This is a genomic window from Thermococcus waiotapuensis, assembly GCF_055384795.1.
In genome coordinates this window covers 530487-546216 of the sequence record NZ_AP042429.1, presented here as the reverse complement: position 1 = coordinate 546216, position 15730 = coordinate 530487, and the positions used below count along the sequence as shown (strand labels likewise).

Here is a 15730-nt window from a genome sequence, read left to right as displayed (position 1 = left end):
TCCCTCTTTTCATTCGCTGGTTCTCACAGGTAAGTGTTTTAACATAGGCTTCCCATACGGTTTTGGGAAGTGCCATGATCATCGCCCTAATCTCTGACATCCACTCCAACCTTGAGGCCCTTCAAGCTGTGTGGAAAGAGATCAAGAAAGCGGATGCAATCCTCTGCATGGGGGATTTGGTTGGCTACGGCGCTTCTCCAAACGAGGTCGTTGAGTTCGTGAAGAAAGAGATGGAGAAAAGGACTTTCCTCTGCGTTCGCGGAAACCACGACAACGCCGTTGCTTTCGGTGCCAACTGGGGCTTCAACCCTTATGCGAGGGAAGCTGTGAGGTGGCACCAGCGGGTAATGAGCACCGAGAACCTTGAATTCCTGAGGAGGCTCCCCGTGAGGCAACTCTTCACCGACGACACCGGGAGGAGTTACCTTCTCATCCACGGCTCACCGAGGGCGCCCCTTGATGAGTATCTCTTCCCCTGGCTCCCGGATAGCGAGTTCCAGGCCGTTCTCAACTACATCACGCAGGACGACCTGCTGGTGGGCCACACCCACGTACCGATGCTGAAGGTGATGGTGAAGAGAGTAATAAACCCCGGAAGTATCGGCCAGCCCCGCGACGGCGACTGGAGGGCGGCGTACGCTGTTATAGACACCGAAGAAGAGCCCCCTAACAACGTTGAATTCCACCGCGTTGAATACGACGTTGAAAAAGCGGCGAGAAAAATAATCGAGGCGGGCCTGCCAAGGTTTCTGGCCGAGAGGCTTTTCGAAGGTTATTAAGGAGTTTTGAGTTCAACTCAAAATTTTTAAAGCCCATGATTAAGGACGGAATGATAACCGTAGAGCCGGTTATAGTCGCGTGGGTGGGAAGTTCGAAGAAGACGCAGTCAGAGATTTTGGATAATTTTCATAAAATTGGAAAAATTTTTAGTGAATATTAAAAATCCCACAATTTTCGGGAAAAAGCTTATATACGATGAAATCAAAAATCCAGCGGGTGGGTGGCACCCCCGTCTTGAATATGGAGGTTAAATCACCCCGCTGTAAATAAGGTCCGACCCTCCGGGAGAACTGAGTGGAAGGGGATGTGCATTTTGTGCCACTTTCTTTCATAATTGTTACTGTGAAGATGGGAGACAAAAGTTTTAAAAGAACAAAAATAATAAAACAGGGGGTTACCTAAATGCCAGAGCTCGACTTTGAAATACCAGTGCATTCACTAAACCCGGCAATGAACCTCCTGGTTGAGAAGGGGATTTTTATTCGCTGGCTCTTTCTAAACGAAGATAGGGGCACTTTTTCAATCAGACTTGTAGTCCCCAATGTTGGAATGGAGGAAATCCTCCTCGATCTTGCCAGAATTCTCAACGAGAACGTTGAAATAAGCATAGTCCACATAGTTTACGGCGAGAAACACTTAGAAAAAATTGATCAGGCTTTTCTGGTTCCCCTCGAGATTGGAGACTCAAAGTACCCCGTTGTTGTTTTTATGGAGTTTGACTTCAACCCGAGGGTTCCCTCAAAGGTTGTTATCATAACAGAAAAGGAGTGCTCAGAGGACATCATCAAAGCTATCCTGAGATCTCAAATTGGCCCCTTTACCCTGGAAGACCCCTCGAACATCAAGATAGTTAATGACTCCAACATGGTTAAGATAATCGTAAAGTCCTCCCCGAGAGCACAGCCAGTTCAGAGTAGGTTTTAAATGTTCCTTTCCACACTCTTCTATGGTGGTACCATGTTACACCACGTCAAACTCATACATGCCTCTAAGAGCAGAAAGCTGGTTGGAAAAAAGATAGTGCTTGCAATTTCTGGGAGCATAGCGGCAGTTGAATGCGTTAAGCTAGCAAGGGAGCTAATAAGGCACGGTGCTGAGGTTCACGCAGTCATGAGTCCAAACGCAACCAAGATAATACATCCCTATGCCATGGAGTTTGCAACTGGAAATCCCGTTGTTACAGAGATAACCGGGTTTATCGAACATGTAGAACTGGCCGGAGAGCATGAGAACAAAGCCGACCTAATCCTCGTCTGTCCCGCAACGGCAAACACGATCTCAAAGATAGCCAGCGGAATAGACGACACACCCGTTACAACCGTTGTGACAACGGCTTTTTCCCACACGCCGATAATGATAGCCCCCGCGATGCACTCCACAATGTACGACCATCCCATAATAAAAGAGAACATTGAAAAGCTCAAGAAACTTGGCATCGAATTCATAGGGCCGCGTTTTGAGGAGGGAAAAGCAAAGGTTGCGTCAGTAGACGAGATAGTCTACAGAGTCATCAAAAAGCTCCACCCAAAACCCCTGAAGGGAAAACGCGTCCTCGTCACGGCTGGAGCAACAAGAGAGTACATTGACCCCATAAGGTTCATAACGAACTCGAGCAGCGGCAAAATGGGCGTTGCCATAGCGGAGGAGGCCGAACTGAGGGGGGCAGAGGTAACGCTGATAAGAACCAGAAGCAGCGTTCCAAGCTTCGTCGAGAGGCAAATAGAAGTGGACACAGTCGAGGAAATGATGAGCGCCATAGAATCCGAGCTCGGCTCAAGGAAGTACAATGTCGTTGTTATGGCTGCAGCGGTCAGCGATTTTAGGGTTAAGGAGAAAAGCAAGGTAAAGATCAAGAGCGACCAGGCTCTAACCCTTGAACTTGAACCGGCCCCCAAAATCATCAGCAGGATAAAGGAACTCCAGCCAGAGGTTTTCCTGGTAGGGTTCAAGGCGGAGGCTGGGTTAAATGAAGAAGAGCTGATCAGTGAGGCCCGGAAACAGATATCCAGGGCAGGAAGTGATTTAGTTGTGGCCAACACCCTCAAGGCCTTTGGGAGCGATGAAAACGAAGTTATCCTCGTCGACAGGGACATCCACAAGAGACTCCCAAGAATGAGCAAGAGGGAGCTCGCAGAAAGACTCTGGGAGGAGATAGAGAATCTACTGAGTGCGGGAATATAAAAGAAAAAGCTCAGTAGGAGAGGTTTCTCCCCTTTCTCCATTTGTGGGACCAGCTGTATTTTCTCATCCTTCTGCTCCTGCCGAAGCCGCAGGAGGCGCAGTAGCCCTTCCTGACGTTGAAGGCCTTCCTACCGCAGCGCCTGCACCTTATGTGGGTCGGAGTTTTATTGCGCTTGCCCTTTGCTGCCGTCCCCGCTCCCATGGTATCACCTCACGAGGGTTCACTCAATGTCAACCGGGGAAATTGCCAGAACGTTGTCTCCCCTAACGACAATTTTACCGTACCTTTTAACGACCTCGCCGTCCTGAATGTAATCGGCATCGGCGAGGACAACATTCAGGTGGATGTCATAACCGATGAGCTTCCCCCTGAACTCCCCTCCTTTCTTTAGGAGCACGAGCACGTCCCTGTCGAGGGACCTGTGGATAATGTCGAGTGGTCTTTCCGCCATTTTCACGCACCTCCAAACAATCAAAGCTCATAGCGATAACGAGGAGAACGGTTTATAACTCTTTCCGTTCTTCCCCCATTTTCGGAACTCCTAGGTCTGAGAGGGTACAAGTCTGTATCACCGGGGGTGTAAAGAACGGCAAGATAATCTTTTCTCGCGCTGGGGTGAGTCTCTCCGCCAGTTCCCAATTTCCTTGACAAACTGACGATAGCGTTCCCAAAAGCTTTTTATGAACTGGCCATACTCCAGTCTCAGGTGGTGAGCGATGGGAGAAAAGCCTGACAAATACGAGGTTCTGCAGGATTTGATGAGGAGGAGAGGCTTCGCCTGGAGTAGCTTTGAGATATACGGTGGTTCACGCGGATTCTATGACTACGGCCCGCTTGGTGCGACGATAAAGCGTAAAATCGAGCAGAAAATCAGGGAAGCCTTCCAGAGGGAGGGCTTCTTCGAGGTTGAAACTCCCGATATAACACCTGAAAAGGTCTTCATAGCGAGTGGCCACGTTGAGAAGTTTGTTGACCCCCTGGTTGAGTGCAAGAAGTGCGGGACAAGGTTCAGGGCCGACCACGTCGTTGAAGAGGCCTTGGGCATAGACACCGAGGGCCTCTCCGCGGAGCACCTCACCCGGCTCATCAGGGAGCACGACATCCGCTGCCCCGAGTGCGGGGGCGAGCTTTCCGACGTCTGGTACTTCAACCTCATGTTCGAGACAAAGATAGGCCCCTACGGGGACCAGAAGGGCTATCTAAGGCCCGAGACTGCCCAGGGCATCTTCGTCAACTTCAGACGCTTAAACGCCTTCGCGAGAGACAGGCTCCCCTTCGGCGTCTTCCAGATTGGAAAGGCCTATCGCAACGAGATTTCTCCGAGACAGGGAATGCTTCGCCTCAGGGAGTTCACACAGGCTGAAGCTGAGATATTCTTCAACCCAAACGAAACGGAGCACCCACACTTCGACGAGGTTAAAGACGAGGTTCTCAGGCTCTACCCGATAGAGCACCAGCGCAAGAACCTTGGAATGGTGGAGATTACAGCGGAGGAGGCCGTCAGGAAGGGCTACATCATGAATACCTTCTTTGCTTACTACATGGTCATGGTCAAGCGGGTTCTCTTGGATATCGGCATTCCGGAGGAGAAGATAAGGTTCCGCCAGCAGCTTCCAGAGGAGAGGGCCCACTACTCGCGCGACACCTGGGATGCAGAAATTCACAGCGAGCGCTTCGGCTGGGTGGAGTGCGTTGGAATAGCCAACCGCGGCGACTACGACCTCAGCAGGCACATGCGCGAGAGCGGGACTGACTTAACGGTTCTCATCCACTACGACGAGCCAAAAATCGTGAAGAGACTCGAAGTGGGCCTCAACATGAAGCGCGTCGGGCCGAAGCTCAAGAATGACGCCAAGAGGATAAGCGACCTTATACTGGGCTGGGGCAAGGAGAAGAAGCGCGAGCTTGTGGAGCTCCTTGAGAGGGAGGGCAGGGTTACAATCGAGGGCTACGAGCTTGAGCGGGAAGACTTCATAATCAGGGAGGTCGAGGAGACGATAACAGGGGAGAAAATAGTCCCGCACGTCCTTGAGCCGAGTTTCGGCATAGACAGGCCCTTCTACCTGCTCCTGGAGAACAGCCTCGTCATCGAGGAGGACAGGACTTACCTCCGGCTCAAGAAGGACATGGCGCCGATTGAGGTTGCCGTGCTTCCTCTCGTTGCTAAAGAGCCGCTCAAGAGCATAGCCTACGAGATCTTCAGAACCCTCCAGAAGGCCGGCTTTATAGCTATATACGACGAGAAGGACACGATAGGGAGGCGCTATCTCCGCTACGACGAGATAGGAACACCTTACTGTGTAACGGTGGACAACCAGACTCCCGAGGACGGCACCGTTACAATCCGCGACCGCGACACAAGGGAGCAGATGAGGGTGAAGGTCGAGGAGCTTCCTGAAAAGCTGAGGGAGCTGATCTTCGGGAGCTAGCCCTCCTTCCCGATGATTTTCTCAATTCCCTCTTCGATTAGGCATGACCAAATCCTCCTTAAGTGTTCTCACGGCCCTTTCCTGCCATGGTGGCGTTTTTGCAATTAACTCTACGAGCATAGCCCTGTATCAATGGAAAAAACACCGGCATCCTTCCTGCCGTGAAGACGAAGCCCCCAAGAGGAGAAATACCAACCGAGGCGGGCAAAAACGCCATTGTTAAACTCAATCAGCCAGCTTTTTAACCCCAGCTGTCTACTTAAATTGGAGTCCAATGACGGCCAAAATCCACCTCGTCTACAAACGCATCCCCAACCGCATCCTCGAGCGGGACGATGAAGTAATAGCAGATCTTGGAACCATAATCGTCGCCAGATCCCGCTTTGAGGGCATGCTCGCGCCTTTGAAAGTGAAGGGCGTTAAAGTTATAGACAACGGCTATGGAATGGTCTACTTCGCATTCATCGGGGAGAACTATGACATCCTCAAGGTCTACGATGAAGAGGGGAACTTTAAGGGGCTCTACATTGACATTTTGGTGTACACAAAACGCGAAGGGAACACCTTAGAGATGCTCGACCTTTTCCTCGACATCTTCGTCTTTTCTGACGGAGAAGCTTTCCTCCTCGATGAAGACGAGCTTGAGATGGCCCTGAACTACGGGTTAATAGACAAGGGAACCTTCGACCTCGCCCGCTCAGCTGCTCAGGGAATCCTCGAGAGGCTCAAGCGGAGGGAGTTTCCACCGGAGATCGTCTGGAGGTATTAGGGAGGATTTGGAAGGGAGTCGAGGAAGATGTTTACGTAGGCAACGACGTGCGACGCGAGGTAACTTTTTCTCCCAACGCTTACCCTCTCGGCTATGCCTTCCAAAAAGGCCTCGTCTTCCCTGCTCAAGCCATTATGGTCGCCAAGGACGAAGGCAACGTTCTGGGGGAAGCTCAACTCACCTATTGACCTTCCCTCCTCGTGGAGGTAATAGAGCGCGGAGTTCTTCACGGTCAGTCGTATCACGTCTTCAAAGGTTCTGTTGCTCACGGAGAGGCCGGGGTAAACCTCAACCTCTTTTCCAGGTTCTCTGAGGTCTTCACCGGCTTTCAATGCCTTCATTATCAGCTTGGCCGTGCTACCCTCGTCCGGGTTGAGGCGGACCCTTAGCTTAGGCCCATCAAACCGTATCGCCTTGGGAGGATCCGGCGGGCCGTAGAGGAGAAGCCAGACCCTAACGTTCCTTCTGAAGCCGTGGGAAAGGAGAAAGGCAGAGTTCAGAACCCTGCAGAGGAGGTCGATCCTCCCGCTTGTCCCGGGAAGGTCATCTAACCTGAAATCCGCCCTCGTATGGGCCTCTTTCGCCTTGATTATGAAAGTCCTCATGGAGGAAGCTAAGGTAAAGGGGTTTAAAGGGCTTAACCTACCCGGGAGTGGTGATGAGATGAAGTTCCTGAAGGAGGGAAAGGATGGGACTCTACTCTTCATCCACGTCCAGCCGAATGCAAAGGAGAACGCTATCGAAGGGGTAGACGAGTGGCGCGGTCGCCTGAAGGTCAAAATCAAAGCTCCACCCGTTGAGGGGAAGGCGAACAGAGAGGTAGTGAAGTTCTTCTCGAGGCTTCTTGGGGCAGAGATCGAGCTCGTGAAGGGCGAAGCGAGCAGGGAGAAGGACTTGCTCGCGAAGGGTTTGAGCGAGGAAGAGGTGAGAAAGAAGCTCGGGCTTTAGCGCTTGTGATCCAACGGATAGGTTTGTTTCTGGGGTGATTTTTCGAAAGTAGGGGGTGTAATGCATTACAACCTGCTTAAAACTTATTCCTTTAGACCGTTGCTTTATTTACTGTTCGAAATGCGTAAAGCTTATAAGCTTTGTTACGTACAATTAATGCCTGCAATCCTGTAGGGGGAAGACGAATGGGGAAGAGAAACTATCTGGCCGTGTTGTTCCTCGGGTTTGTTGTTTTAGGACTCATAAGCCCGGTGGTGTCTGCAGGAATCCCCGGCAGCGTGACCCTGAAGATACAGCAGAAAACGTGGTTTGCTGAGGCATATGTGTACGCCACTATTAACTATTATGTCCAAATAAACCAGTATGGAGTCGCAAAGTTCGATCCGCTTGGAAGCCCCTACAACTACATCCACCTTGGAAGCCACTCGGGAACCGGTAGCAATGCTTACTGGAAATCTGTGGATACCTCAACTTCAAATTATGCTCTCGAGGTATCAGGTTGGTGGCATGTAGATGCACTTTGGAACTCCAGAGACGGCACTATGAAACTTTCAGTGGGCATTGCATATGAAGGTCCTTCCCCACTCATTAACAAGGAAATCGGAGTTCAATCCATAGGAAGACCATACCTGCTGGTTAGGTACGCTGTGGACGATTCCGGGGGAAACCAGCTCGCAAATGAACTGAAAAACATTGCGATAGGTGCAATTGAGAGTTATCTTGTTTCAGCATGAAAATGAAGGGTGATCAGAATGAAAGCCAAACGGAAGACATACCTCATCGTTGCCCTTTTCTTTTTAGTTCTCACTGCCGTGATAACCCTCTATCCGGTGATTTCTTATGCGGCAGTCTACTTCTCATCCCCCCACAAACTTTCGGAAGCAAATGTTACGTATGCGGGGGACATACCTGGGTCAGGCTACGTGTTTGTTTACCATTTTGAGACCCTTGAAAATGGAAGTTACAATTTCACAGGAATCCTGTATTTTGTAAAATCAGCCTCGTGGGGCCTTTATTCTAGGGACTCGGCTCCATCGAACTGGAGAATACCATTTAAAAAGGCTGAGGGCCTTAAGAAAGTCGATGAGGTCAACCTGATACTATCACCCAATGAGACCCTGGTGGAATTTTTCTTTCCACGGGAGAGCGTTTATCTCTTAAACGAGACCCGTCCTCTTGTTCCTATTGCGGACTACAATGAAAGTGGGACTCCTAATTGGTATTTCTTACCAGGATACTTTGGCTTTCCTCACCTGTATGCACCCAGGGGTTTGGATGCATACAACCGCAGTCTGGCCATAGAACTCAATGATAGTGCTTACTTCCCCGCGGCCAGATATCTGAGGGCAGAGGATGGTTACTACCTCTTCAGTGCAGCAGTCGACACAAAAACTGACATTGATAAATTTGAGTTCGATAGATTCTTCCCCCGGTATGTTAACACGTCCATACTCAAGGAGTTCTATCAGGTGGTGCATGGTACTGTCACACTCCAGATAACAAACATCCAGCCGCTGTCTCAGGATTGGATCAGGGCCATAAAGCACAGCTACACTGATTATAACGCTCCAATAACGTATGTCTTCACCCTAACATCCATAATCCTCCTGATTTTAGCGGGGAGGGCAGGGGGATGAAGGTTGAGGCGAAAAACCTCGGCGTAAGCTATGGCACTGTGTGGGGTATAAGGGGCGTGACCTTCAGCGCTGAGGCAGAGAGACTGGCCATTGTCGGTCACAACGGGAGCGGAAAGACCACTCTCCTCTCTGTTCTCTCCGGTCTCAGGAAACCAACCGAGGGCGAGGCGAGGGTCAATGGAAAAGAGCCCTACGTAAGGGACGACAAGTGGGTCGCGATAAGGTATTCCTTTGAGAAGCCCCAGTTTTCGATACCCGTCAGGGTTAGGGATCTCGTGGAGACCCTCCGCGCTAACCCCCATTGCCAGAGGGTTGATGAGCTCGTTGAGGGGCTTGGAATAAAGGAGTTCCTAGACCACCGGCTTGATGGCCTCTCCAGCGGCCAGGCCCAGCTCTGCAATCTTCTGATGGCGCTGTCCTGCGACGCCGAACTGGTCATTCTCGACGAGCCCACGGCCCACCTCGACTCCTACAGGGCTGGCGTTATAGACGACATGATATCGCGGCTGAAGGGGCTCATAATAGCGACCCATGATCCTGAAGAGGGTGAGGCCGTAGCTGACTACTTCATCATAATGAAGGAGGGAAGAATAGTGTGGCAGGGCGGCAGAAGGGATCTGTTCTCCAAAGGAGTCTACGAGATTACCCTCTTTGATAAAGAATCCGAGCTTCCCACGGGTCTCGATATTCTCCACAGCCTCGGGGCGATTGTGATAGCTAGAGCAGACGAGGAGTTTCTGAGCGACCTCTTCAGGAAGGGACTGATAGCAGGCTTCAAAAGGGCTGGGTTGCGTTATGCTTATGCGGAAAGCCGTTAAATGGTACTCAAGGGGCCTCTTCCCGCCTGCGGCAACAACGGTGCTCCTGCTGCTGACCTTCCTCGCGGCAGAGACCTCAATAAGCGCAATAAAGACCGACGGGCCGAGCCAGTTCATATCCCTTATGGAGTACATATTCTTCCCCGTCTACGGGATACTCATAGGTTCCCACGTCTTCAGGGACTCTAGGACGACGATCTTCGAGCTCAGCATTTTCAACGGTCCCAGAACCGTCTTCATGGCCAGAACCACCATCGTCGCACTCGGCCTTATCCCCGGCATAGGTGGTGTGGCCCTGCTGGCGTGGTGGAAGGGTCATCCTGAATTCGTCGTGCCAACCCTTATTAAGATCCCGCTTTACACGGCCTTCATAACGGCCCTCATGGTTTACCTCGACTCTCTCGCCGGAACCCTGACCCTGTTCATCATCACCTCAGCGATCCCAATGTCCTTCAGCGTTCTCCTCGGAAAGCCCGGCGAAGGGCCCGTAAACGTCCCCATGACGGCCCTGGCCTATGTGTTTTCCCCGATGCTCTGCGTCAGATATGAAAAGGTTCTCTCGTTTAGCAGTATAGAAGGTTCAATACTCGGCTTACTTGTCTCGGCTGGGCTTTTCCTGTGGGGCTACTGGGCCTTCTCAAGGAGGGAATTCACCCCCTGACCTTTTTTCATCTGTACTTCAGAAACGCCATGTAGAAGAACGCCCCACCCGTTAGAGAGAGCCCCGCGGCGAAGGCGTAGATATAGTGAACCCCCTTGTAACGGATCTCGACGGTGTAGCAGTTCCCGTCTTCGGAGTAGGTGTAATCCAGCCACACCTTTCTGAGGATGAGCATATCTTTCCATGCGACGAAAACATCGCCGCTCTGGGAGGAGACCCTCAGGTAGCCGCTGGAAACGCTCACCAGGTAGTCGCCGAGCCTTCCGGACTGCCCATCGCAAAACGTTCCGCTGAGCTGCTGGCCCGGCATTAAAAGGGTGGCGAGCGCGATGGCGATACCAGCTACCATAAGTAACTCTTCGGCGTCCATATTCCTCATCAGAAAAAAAAGGATAAGGGGTTTTAACCTTTTCAATCCTCACTTCAAAATTCCAAGGGAGCGGTTGGTCTTTCTTATGCTCTCCCACTTCTCTGCCAGCTCGAACATGGCCCTTATTGCATCGACGTTCTCAGGAACCACGTCGCTCTCCTGGTGCACCGCCTGGATGTAGAAGAGCCTCTTACCCTTCACGCTGACGCTCTCCCTCCAAACAGCGATCTCATAGAGGTTGTTCCACTCGCGGTGTAAATCCCTGGCGAACTCTATGATCTGCGCCGTGCTTTCAAAGCCCTTCTCTTTCTCGAAGAGGAGAACCCTGGTGGTGTTCTCGAAGATGTCAATGACGTCCTTCTCGGTCAGCGGCTTCTTCAGCTCAACCATTATGCTGTGGACGTGCATCAGAGTCGTCGGCACGACGAAGGCGGAGGTTTCGATGTTTATTGGAATGACCGTCTGCACATCGGGCCCGTGATGCGAGGGAACTGTCACGCTCGGCGTTATCGCGTCCACCGGGCCGCGCTTGGAGTCGTTCGGGTCTGCTGCACGGCGTATCATCACGGCATAAACGTAGTCTATGTACTCCTGTAGGGCAGAGAGCGTTCTGGTTAAGCCGGTCGTGTTGCAGGAGACTACCCGAACGTAGTCTTTTCCGAGGGCCTTCTCGTAGTTGGCCTGAGCGACAAAGGAAACCTCAGCAACGCTCGCCTTTTCACCGCCCTGGAAGATAGCTTTAACGCCGGCCTTCTCGTAGAGCGCTTTATTCTTGGCCCCCATTCCCTCGGGCGTTGCATCAACGATGACGTCAACCTTCTCCAGGAGGTCGTTGAGAGTTCCGGCAACCTCAAAGCCGGCGTTCTCAAACGTTGGCAGGAACTCCTCGCCCGCGGCGTAAACCGGGATTGCCCTCTCTTTAGCCAGATAAGCTTCAAAGTCCGGCTTCGTCTTTGTTATCCCAACGAGCTCCATATCGTCCTGCTTTGAGACCGCGTAGGCAACGCGCTTTCCAATGGTTCCGTAACCGTTGACACCGACCTTAACTCTCATGCTCCCACCGGAAATTTTATGGCGATAAAATACTTAAGCCTTGTTTTCACTGGCGGTGAAATAAACCCCCGTTCACCAAGGAAAAAGTGATAAACCGGACATCCAACTTATCGAGGTGTTCGGACATGCTGCCCGACGAGGTCAAAATGATAATAGAGGAGATGAAGGCCGAGAGGATACAGGGTGCCAGCTGGCTCGCCAGGAAGGGTGCTGAAGCCTATCGCCTTTTAGCGGAAACGATGGAAGGGGACGAACTTAAGAAGGCCCTGGAGGAAATCGGAGAGGAGATAATCAACGTCAACAGGACGATGGCCTCACTCTACAACCTAACCAGGTTCATCCCGATAACGGGCAATCCTGCCATCGTAAAATCCAAGGCCGAAGAATTCATACGGCTCTCCGAAGAAGCGAAGCGGGAGATCGGGAACATAGGAAGCGAGCTCATCGACGAGAACGAAGTGATAATAACCCACTCGTTTTCATCCGCTGTTTTAGAGATACTGAAATCGGCCAGGAGAAAAGGAAAGGGGTTCCGGGTTATCCTGACGGAGAGCAGCCCGGACTACGAAGGAATCGCCCTTGCCAGAGAACTGGAAAAGCTCGATGTTCCCTTTGAAGTTATAACCGATGCCCAGGTTGGGCTGTTTTCAAAGAGGGCAACCCTCGCTTTAGTGGGGGCTGACACCATCACCCGGGATGGAGCGCTGATAAACAAGGCCGGGACGTACCCTCTGGCGCTGGCGTGTCACGACAACTCGGTACCGTTTTACGGGGCCGCCGAAAGCTTCAAAATCCACCCGGAACTGGAAAGCGAAGAGGTCGATATTACGGAAAGATCTTACACCCGGCAGGGCTTCCGGATTAGGAACTACCTCTTCGATATAACCCCCTGGAAATACATCAGGGGGATAATAACGGAATTCGGAGTTCTGATCCCACCAAAAGAGATATAACTCAACCCGCCAAACGCTGCTTTAGCAGGCCTTTGAACCGCCTCGCATCGTTGCACATACTTGAGTTGTTGAACAGGACAAAGCTCTCCTCCCTGTTCCATCCAAGGACCCTTTCGAGGGCCTTTTCAAGCTCCTCATCCGTGTAGGTGTGATTGTAAATGATCCTGCCGTTCTCATACCTCCCGTGGAGACGGTAGTAGTTAACGTTCCCCCTGTGAAGGGGCACCCTCACCAGAGGATCGGTGACGTCTATCACATCAAATTCCCTAACAAAGCGTTTTACTCCCCTTTCACTCCACCCCCTGAGTTCAACCCCTATTTCAAAACCTCCCCTGTCGATCGTGCTGAAGAACCTTTCCGCGTTGGCAAAGCTCTCTTCGGTCTCCTTAAAACTTCCGGGAAGCTGTATCAGAACAAACCTGGCCCCAAGGACTTCCGCTTCCCTCAGCGTCAATCTCCAGAAATGAAGAACCGTTGAGTTCGGCCTCAAAAGACCAACATCCCGCGAGGGCCTTACGTTACTCCTTCTCCAGGTCGGGCTGGTGGAAGGGTGTGTCACCCCCTGAAACGCTTTTACGGAGAAAACGAAGTCCTCAGGAGCTTCCCTTTTCCAGTTTCCCAGGGTTTTCTCATCAATGAGACGGTAGAAAGTCTGCTGAACTTCAACGACATCGAAATCGAGGAAGTATCGTTTCTTAGCCTCGCAGAAGCCGCAGGTTCCAACCCTTATCATGCCACCACCAAAAGCTTTTAGAGACAGGGTCTAAAACGCTATCGGTGGGAACAACCGGCAAGTTGATGGCCCGATGAAGATCTACTCCCGTCTGACCGGTGATGAGCCACCTACCGACAGAGGGCTAAAATCTTTTTAACGAATAAGTATACCAGTTCTGGAGGGAAATCGATGAGCTGGAGGAGGGGAGCGTATCCCGAATTCACCCTCGAAGACTTCATAGCGTCGATATTCATGCTGATGGAACCGGTTGGCAGAAAGACAATGGCAGAGACCCTGGATCTCGGGGAGGGCAGTGTAAGGACGCTTCTTAAGAAGCTCGAGGGTATAGGCATCATAGAATCCGCCCAGAGGGGACATTTACTGAACAGAAAGGGAATTGAACTCGTGAAAAAACTGAAAGAACTCTTTTCAGAAGCCCACTTTGTGGGTGAAGTGGAGAACATGCCGGCATATGCCCTGGTCGTGAAGAACGCCCCCGAATTCAAGAGTATAGACCTGAGAGACGAAGCCATCAGATTCTTTGCAAGGGGTGCCATGATACTCAGGGTAAAAGGAGAGGAAATAGTATTCCCCGAGGACAACAGGCCTCTGAAAGAGACCATGGGGGAGCTTGCGGGGAGAATCGAAGAAGTTCTGGATTTTTCGGAGGGCGATACAGTGGTTGTAACCTGGGCAGAGAATCCTGCAGATGCCATCAAAAGTGCCTATCACGTCGCGGTTGTCCTCAGGGGAGAGGAGATCCCTGAAGAGATCAAATCGCTGGTGAGGTGAACACATGAAGCGACTTGTTTTAGCCCTCGATGTGTACGAGAGGGAGAGAGCGCTTGAAATAGCCAGAGAAACCTCAGAATACCTGTGGGCAATAAAGGTGAACTGGCCCCTCATTCTGGGGGCGGGAGTGGGCATCATCAAAGAGCTGAAAGAGACGGCAAACTTACCCCTAATAGCTGACCTCAAGCTGGCCGATATTCCCAACACCAACAGGCTTGTAGCGGGTAAAGTCTTTGAGGCCGGGGCCGACTATGTGATAGTTCACGGTTTTACGGGAAGAGATAGCGTAAATGCCGTGAAAGAACTCGGAGAAGTGATAATTGTAGTGGAGATGAGCCATCCCGGTGCCGGGGAATTCATTCAGCCAGCTGTGGACGGGCTCATCAAGCTGGCCAACGACGTCAGGCCATTCGGAGTAATAGCCCCGGCCACACGGCCCGAGAGAATATCATACATCCGCTCAAAGCTTAGGGGCGAAATAAAAATCCTAACACCGGGTGTTGGGGCGCAGGGAGGAAGCGCAAAAAAGGCCCTTGAGGCCGGGGCCGATTACGTAATAGTCGGCCGTTCAGTATACGAGAGCAGGAATCCGCGTGAAAAAGCCAGAGAATTACATGAAGAGCTAATGGGGGCGATATAATGGAGCTCAAGGTCAAACACCCCCTCAGCAAGAAGGAGGTAAGGGAAATCCTCAAAGAGATGAGCGAGATATTCGGTGAGGAGATAGCTGAGAAGATGTTAAACAGGAAGGATAATGTGGAGGTCGCCGAGTTCGATAAAACAACCGAGATACTCCTGGTAAACGGGAAACCATTCTTCATAAGACGAAAAGACCTGGTGTTCCCCCTGGTGATAGCGCTCTATGAGCTCTCCGGCCAGGACGACCTAAGGAAGTGGCCGAGGCGTGTAGTGGTTGACGAAGGTGCCGTTCGGCATATCCTCAATGGAGCCGACGTTATGGCCGCGGGAATAACGGACGCAGATGAGAACATAAAGGAGGGAGACTTTGTATTCGTGGTCGAAGAGAACTACGGAAGGCCACTTGCCATTGGAATAGCGCTGATGGACGGAAAGACCATGAAAGAAAAGCCCAAGGGAAAGGCCGTCAAGAACATCCACCACGCGAAGGACAAGATCTGGGAGCTCACGGTGGGATGAAATGGAGGAAATGAAAGAGAACGAAAGAAAAAAGATACGGGTCCTTGTGGGCGGAGTATTTGACATCCTCCACGTTGGCCATATTCATTTTCTGAAACATGCGAAGGAACTCGGGGACGAACTCATTGTTATAGTTGCCCACGACGAGACTGTCAGAGCGCAGAAGAGGCGCGATCCTGTAAACCCCGCCGAGGACAGGGCAGAACTTCTCAGGGCGATTAGATACGTGGACGAGGTCTACATAGGAACCCCCGGCACGATAGACCTGAGCCTCGTCAAGAAGATAAACCCAGACGTCATAGCAATCGGCCCGGACCAGAACTTCGATAGCGAGAGACTGAAGGAGGAGCTCAGGAAAAACGGAATCAAGGCAGAAGTAATAAGGATACCCTACCTCTACAAGAGCGATAGGGCAAAGACGAGCAAGATAATCGAGAGAATAATAGAAGAGTTCTGCGAATAATC

Annotated in this window: 21 protein-coding genes; 15 read left to right on the top strand and 6 right to left on the bottom strand. The window is 51.5% G+C overall.

The window, feature by feature from the left end; genetic code table 11:
- Nucleotides 1-74: 74 nt before the first annotated feature.
- From ACZ47M_RS03035 to coaBC, 3 genes are all read left to right on the top strand, one after another.
- Nucleotides 75-779: a metallophosphoesterase family protein gene (locus tag ACZ47M_RS03035; protein WP_315339925.1), complete on the top strand. Its 705-nt coding sequence runs from the start codon at nt 75-77 to the stop codon at nt 777-779.
- A gap of 403 nt (nt 780-1182) precedes the next feature.
- On the top strand, nt 1183-1704 hold the full coding sequence (locus ACZ47M_RS03030) for a hypothetical protein (RefSeq protein ID WP_315339922.1): 522 nt from the start codon (nt 1183-1185) through the stop codon (nt 1702-1704).
- A 33-nt stretch (nt 1705-1737) separates the two neighbouring features.
- Nucleotides 1738-2961: a bifunctional phosphopantothenoylcysteine decarboxylase/phosphopantothenate--cysteine ligase CoaBC gene (gene coaBC, locus ACZ47M_RS03025; RefSeq protein WP_315339920.1), complete on the top strand. Its 1224-nt coding sequence runs from the start codon at nt 1738-1740 to the stop codon at nt 2959-2961.
- A 10-nt stretch (nt 2962-2971) separates the two neighbouring features.
- Here the strand turns inward: coaBC and ACZ47M_RS03020 are convergent, their stop codons facing one another.
- The gene (locus ACZ47M_RS03020; RefSeq protein ID WP_315339918.1) at nt 2972-3163 is read right to left on the bottom strand and encodes a 50S ribosomal protein L37e; all 192 of its coding nucleotides are present in this window, start codon (nt 3161-3163) and stop codon (nt 2972-2974) included.
- Nucleotides 3164-3182: 19 nt separating this feature from the next.
- Entirely contained in the window at nt 3183-3413 is a 231-nt protein-coding gene (locus ACZ47M_RS03015; protein ID WP_010477410.1) for an LSm family protein, read from the bottom strand.
- A 265-nt stretch (nt 3414-3678) separates the two neighbouring features.
- Between ACZ47M_RS03015 and glyS the strand changes: the two genes are divergently transcribed.
- Both glyS and ACZ47M_RS03005 read left to right on the top strand, forming a co-directional pair.
- Complete coding sequence (glyS, locus tag ACZ47M_RS03010; RefSeq protein WP_315339914.1) at nt 3679-5391, top strand: glycine--tRNA ligase; 1713 nt, start codon at nt 3679-3681, stop codon at nt 5389-5391.
- Nucleotides 5392-5665: 274 nt separating this feature from the next.
- The gene (locus ACZ47M_RS03005; protein ID WP_315339913.1) at nt 5666-6160 is read left to right on the top strand and encodes a ribonuclease FAU-1 family protein; all 495 of its coding nucleotides are present in this window, start codon (nt 5666-5668) and stop codon (nt 6158-6160) included.
- Here the strand turns inward: ACZ47M_RS03005 and trmY are convergent.
- Nucleotides 6157-6765, bottom strand: a complete 609-nt coding sequence (gene trmY, locus ACZ47M_RS03000; protein WP_315339910.1) for a tRNA (pseudouridine(54)-N(1))-methyltransferase TrmY — start codon at nt 6763-6765, stop codon at nt 6157-6159. The genes ACZ47M_RS03005 and trmY overlap by 4 nt on opposite strands.
- A 58-nt stretch (nt 6766-6823) precedes the next feature.
- On the opposite strand from trmY, the gene ACZ47M_RS02995 reads away from it, so the two are divergent.
- From ACZ47M_RS02995 to ACZ47M_RS02975, 5 genes are all read left to right on the top strand, one after another.
- Entirely contained in the window at nt 6824-7108 is a 285-nt protein-coding gene (locus tag ACZ47M_RS02995) for a DUF167 domain-containing protein (RefSeq protein ID WP_315339907.1), read from the top strand.
- Nucleotides 7109-7293: 185 nt separating this feature from the next.
- Entirely contained in the window at nt 7294-7842 is a 549-nt protein-coding gene (locus tag ACZ47M_RS02990; RefSeq protein ID WP_315339905.1) for a hypothetical protein, read from the top strand.
- Between the two features lie 9 nt (nt 7843-7851).
- Nucleotides 7852-8745 carry a hypothetical protein gene (locus tag ACZ47M_RS02985; protein WP_464883405.1) on the top strand — a complete coding sequence of 298 codons (894 nt, stop codon included), beginning with the start codon at nt 7852-7854 and terminating at the stop codon, nt 8743-8745.
- Nucleotides 8742-9563, top strand: coding sequence for an ABC transporter ATP-binding protein (locus ACZ47M_RS02980; protein ID WP_315339900.1), 822 nt, complete (start codon nt 8742-8744; stop codon nt 9561-9563). Before ACZ47M_RS02985 ends, ACZ47M_RS02980 begins: the two co-directional genes overlap by 4 nt.
- Complete coding sequence (locus ACZ47M_RS02975) at nt 9547-10224, top strand: hypothetical protein (RefSeq protein WP_315339898.1); 678 nt, start codon at nt 9547-9549, stop codon at nt 10222-10224. The genes ACZ47M_RS02980 and ACZ47M_RS02975 overlap by 17 nt, the downstream gene beginning before the upstream one ends.
- A gap of 7 nt (nt 10225-10231) precedes the next feature.
- Here the strand turns inward: ACZ47M_RS02975 and ACZ47M_RS02970 are convergent, their stop codons facing one another.
- On the bottom strand, nt 10232-10603 hold the full coding sequence (locus ACZ47M_RS02970; RefSeq protein ID WP_315339896.1) for a hypothetical protein: 372 nt from the start codon (nt 10601-10603) through the stop codon (nt 10232-10234).
- Between the two features lie 39 nt (nt 10604-10642).
- Nucleotides 10643-11647 (bottom strand): phosphorylating glyceraldehyde-3-phosphate dehydrogenase, encoded by a 1005-nt coding sequence (locus ACZ47M_RS02965; RefSeq protein ID WP_315339894.1) that lies wholly within the window; start codon nt 11645-11647, stop codon nt 10643-10645.
- A gap of 125 nt (nt 11648-11772) precedes the next feature.
- On the opposite strand from ACZ47M_RS02965, the gene ACZ47M_RS02960 reads away from it, so the two are divergent.
- Complete coding sequence (locus ACZ47M_RS02960) at nt 11773-12600, top strand: translation initiation factor eIF-2B alpha/beta/delta subunit family protein (protein WP_315339893.1); 828 nt, start codon at nt 11773-11775, stop codon at nt 12598-12600.
- Nucleotide 12601: 1 nt separating this feature from the next.
- Here the strand turns inward: ACZ47M_RS02960 and ACZ47M_RS02955 are convergent, their stop codons facing one another.
- The gene (locus ACZ47M_RS02955; protein ID WP_315339890.1) at nt 12602-13333 is read right to left on the bottom strand and encodes a DUF72 domain-containing protein; all 732 of its coding nucleotides are present in this window, start codon (nt 13331-13333) and stop codon (nt 12602-12604) included.
- Between the two features lie 171 nt (nt 13334-13504).
- Between ACZ47M_RS02955 and ACZ47M_RS02950 the strand changes: the two genes are divergently transcribed.
- Genes ACZ47M_RS02950 through ACZ47M_RS02935 form a run of 4 tightly spaced genes read left to right on the top strand, consistent with a single transcriptional unit; the run spans nt 13505 to nt 15728 of the window.
- Nucleotides 13505-14107 carry a DUF4443 domain-containing protein gene (locus ACZ47M_RS02950; RefSeq protein WP_315339888.1) on the top strand — a complete coding sequence of 201 codons (603 nt, stop codon included), beginning with the start codon at nt 13505-13507 and terminating at the stop codon, nt 14105-14107.
- 4 nt (nt 14108-14111) lie between these two features.
- Nucleotides 14112-14747, top strand: coding sequence for an orotidine-5'-phosphate decarboxylase (gene pyrF / locus ACZ47M_RS02945; RefSeq protein ID WP_315339885.1), 636 nt, complete (start codon nt 14112-14114; stop codon nt 14745-14747).
- Nucleotides 14747-15265, top strand: a complete 519-nt coding sequence (locus ACZ47M_RS02940; RefSeq protein WP_315339882.1) for an RNA-binding protein — start codon at nt 14747-14749, stop codon at nt 15263-15265. The genes pyrF and ACZ47M_RS02940 overlap by 1 nt, the downstream gene beginning before the upstream one ends.
- A gap of 10 nt (nt 15266-15275) precedes the next feature.
- A complete protein-coding gene (locus ACZ47M_RS02935) occupies nt 15276-15728 on the top strand; it encodes an FAD synthase family protein (RefSeq protein WP_315340929.1) in 453 nt (150 codons plus the stop codon).
- Nucleotides 15729-15730: the final 2 nt, after the last annotated feature.

Coding starts and splice junctions, on each gene's coding strand:
- ACZ47M_RS03035 (WP_315339925.1), top strand. CDS start 75: ATGATCATCGCCCTAATCTCTGACATCCACTCCAACCTTGAGGCCCTT.
- ACZ47M_RS03030 (WP_315339922.1), top strand. CDS start 1,183: ATGCCAGAGCTCGACTTTGAAATACCAGTGCATTCACTAAACCCGGCA.
- coaBC (WP_315339920.1), top strand. CDS start 1,738: ATGTTACACCACGTCAAACTCATACATGCCTCTAAGAGCAGAAAGCTG.
- ACZ47M_RS03020 (WP_315339918.1), bottom strand. CDS start 3,163: ATGGGAGCGGGGACGGCAGCAAAGGGCAAGCGCAATAAAACTCCGACC.
- ACZ47M_RS03015 (WP_010477410.1), bottom strand. CDS start 3,413: ATGGCGGAAAGACCACTCGACATTATCCACAGGTCCCTCGACAGGGAC.
- glyS (WP_315339914.1), top strand. CDS start 3,679: ATGGGAGAAAAGCCTGACAAATACGAGGTTCTGCAGGATTTGATGAGG.
- ACZ47M_RS03005 (WP_315339913.1), top strand. CDS start 5,666: ATGACGGCCAAAATCCACCTCGTCTACAAACGCATCCCCAACCGCATC.
- trmY (WP_315339910.1), bottom strand. CDS start 6,765: ATGAGGACTTTCATAATCAAGGCGAAAGAGGCCCATACGAGGGCGGAT.
- ACZ47M_RS02995 (WP_315339907.1), top strand. CDS start 6,824: ATGAAGTTCCTGAAGGAGGGAAAGGATGGGACTCTACTCTTCATCCAC.
- ACZ47M_RS02990 (WP_315339905.1), top strand. CDS start 7,294: ATGGGGAAGAGAAACTATCTGGCCGTGTTGTTCCTCGGGTTTGTTGTT.
- ACZ47M_RS02980 (WP_315339900.1), top strand. CDS start 8,742: ATGAAGGTTGAGGCGAAAAACCTCGGCGTAAGCTATGGCACTGTGTGG.
- ACZ47M_RS02975 (WP_315339898.1), top strand. CDS start 9,547: ATGCGGAAAGCCGTTAAATGGTACTCAAGGGGCCTCTTCCCGCCTGCG.
- ACZ47M_RS02970 (WP_315339896.1), bottom strand. CDS start 10,603: ATGAGGAATATGGACGCCGAAGAGTTACTTATGGTAGCTGGTATCGCC.
- ACZ47M_RS02965 (WP_315339894.1), bottom strand. CDS start 11,647: ATGAGAGTTAAGGTCGGTGTCAACGGTTACGGAACCATTGGAAAGCGC.
- ACZ47M_RS02960 (WP_315339893.1), top strand. CDS start 11,773: ATGCTGCCCGACGAGGTCAAAATGATAATAGAGGAGATGAAGGCCGAG.
- ACZ47M_RS02955 (WP_315339890.1), bottom strand. CDS start 13,333: ATGATAAGGGTTGGAACCTGCGGCTTCTGCGAGGCTAAGAAACGATAC.
- ACZ47M_RS02950 (WP_315339888.1), top strand. CDS start 13,505: ATGAGCTGGAGGAGGGGAGCGTATCCCGAATTCACCCTCGAAGACTTC.
- pyrF (WP_315339885.1), top strand. CDS start 14,112: ATGAAGCGACTTGTTTTAGCCCTCGATGTGTACGAGAGGGAGAGAGCG.
- ACZ47M_RS02940 (WP_315339882.1), top strand. CDS start 14,747: ATGGAGCTCAAGGTCAAACACCCCCTCAGCAAGAAGGAGGTAAGGGAA.
- ACZ47M_RS02935 (WP_315340929.1), top strand. CDS start 15,276: ATGAAAGAGAACGAAAGAAAAAAGATACGGGTCCTTGTGGGCGGAGTA.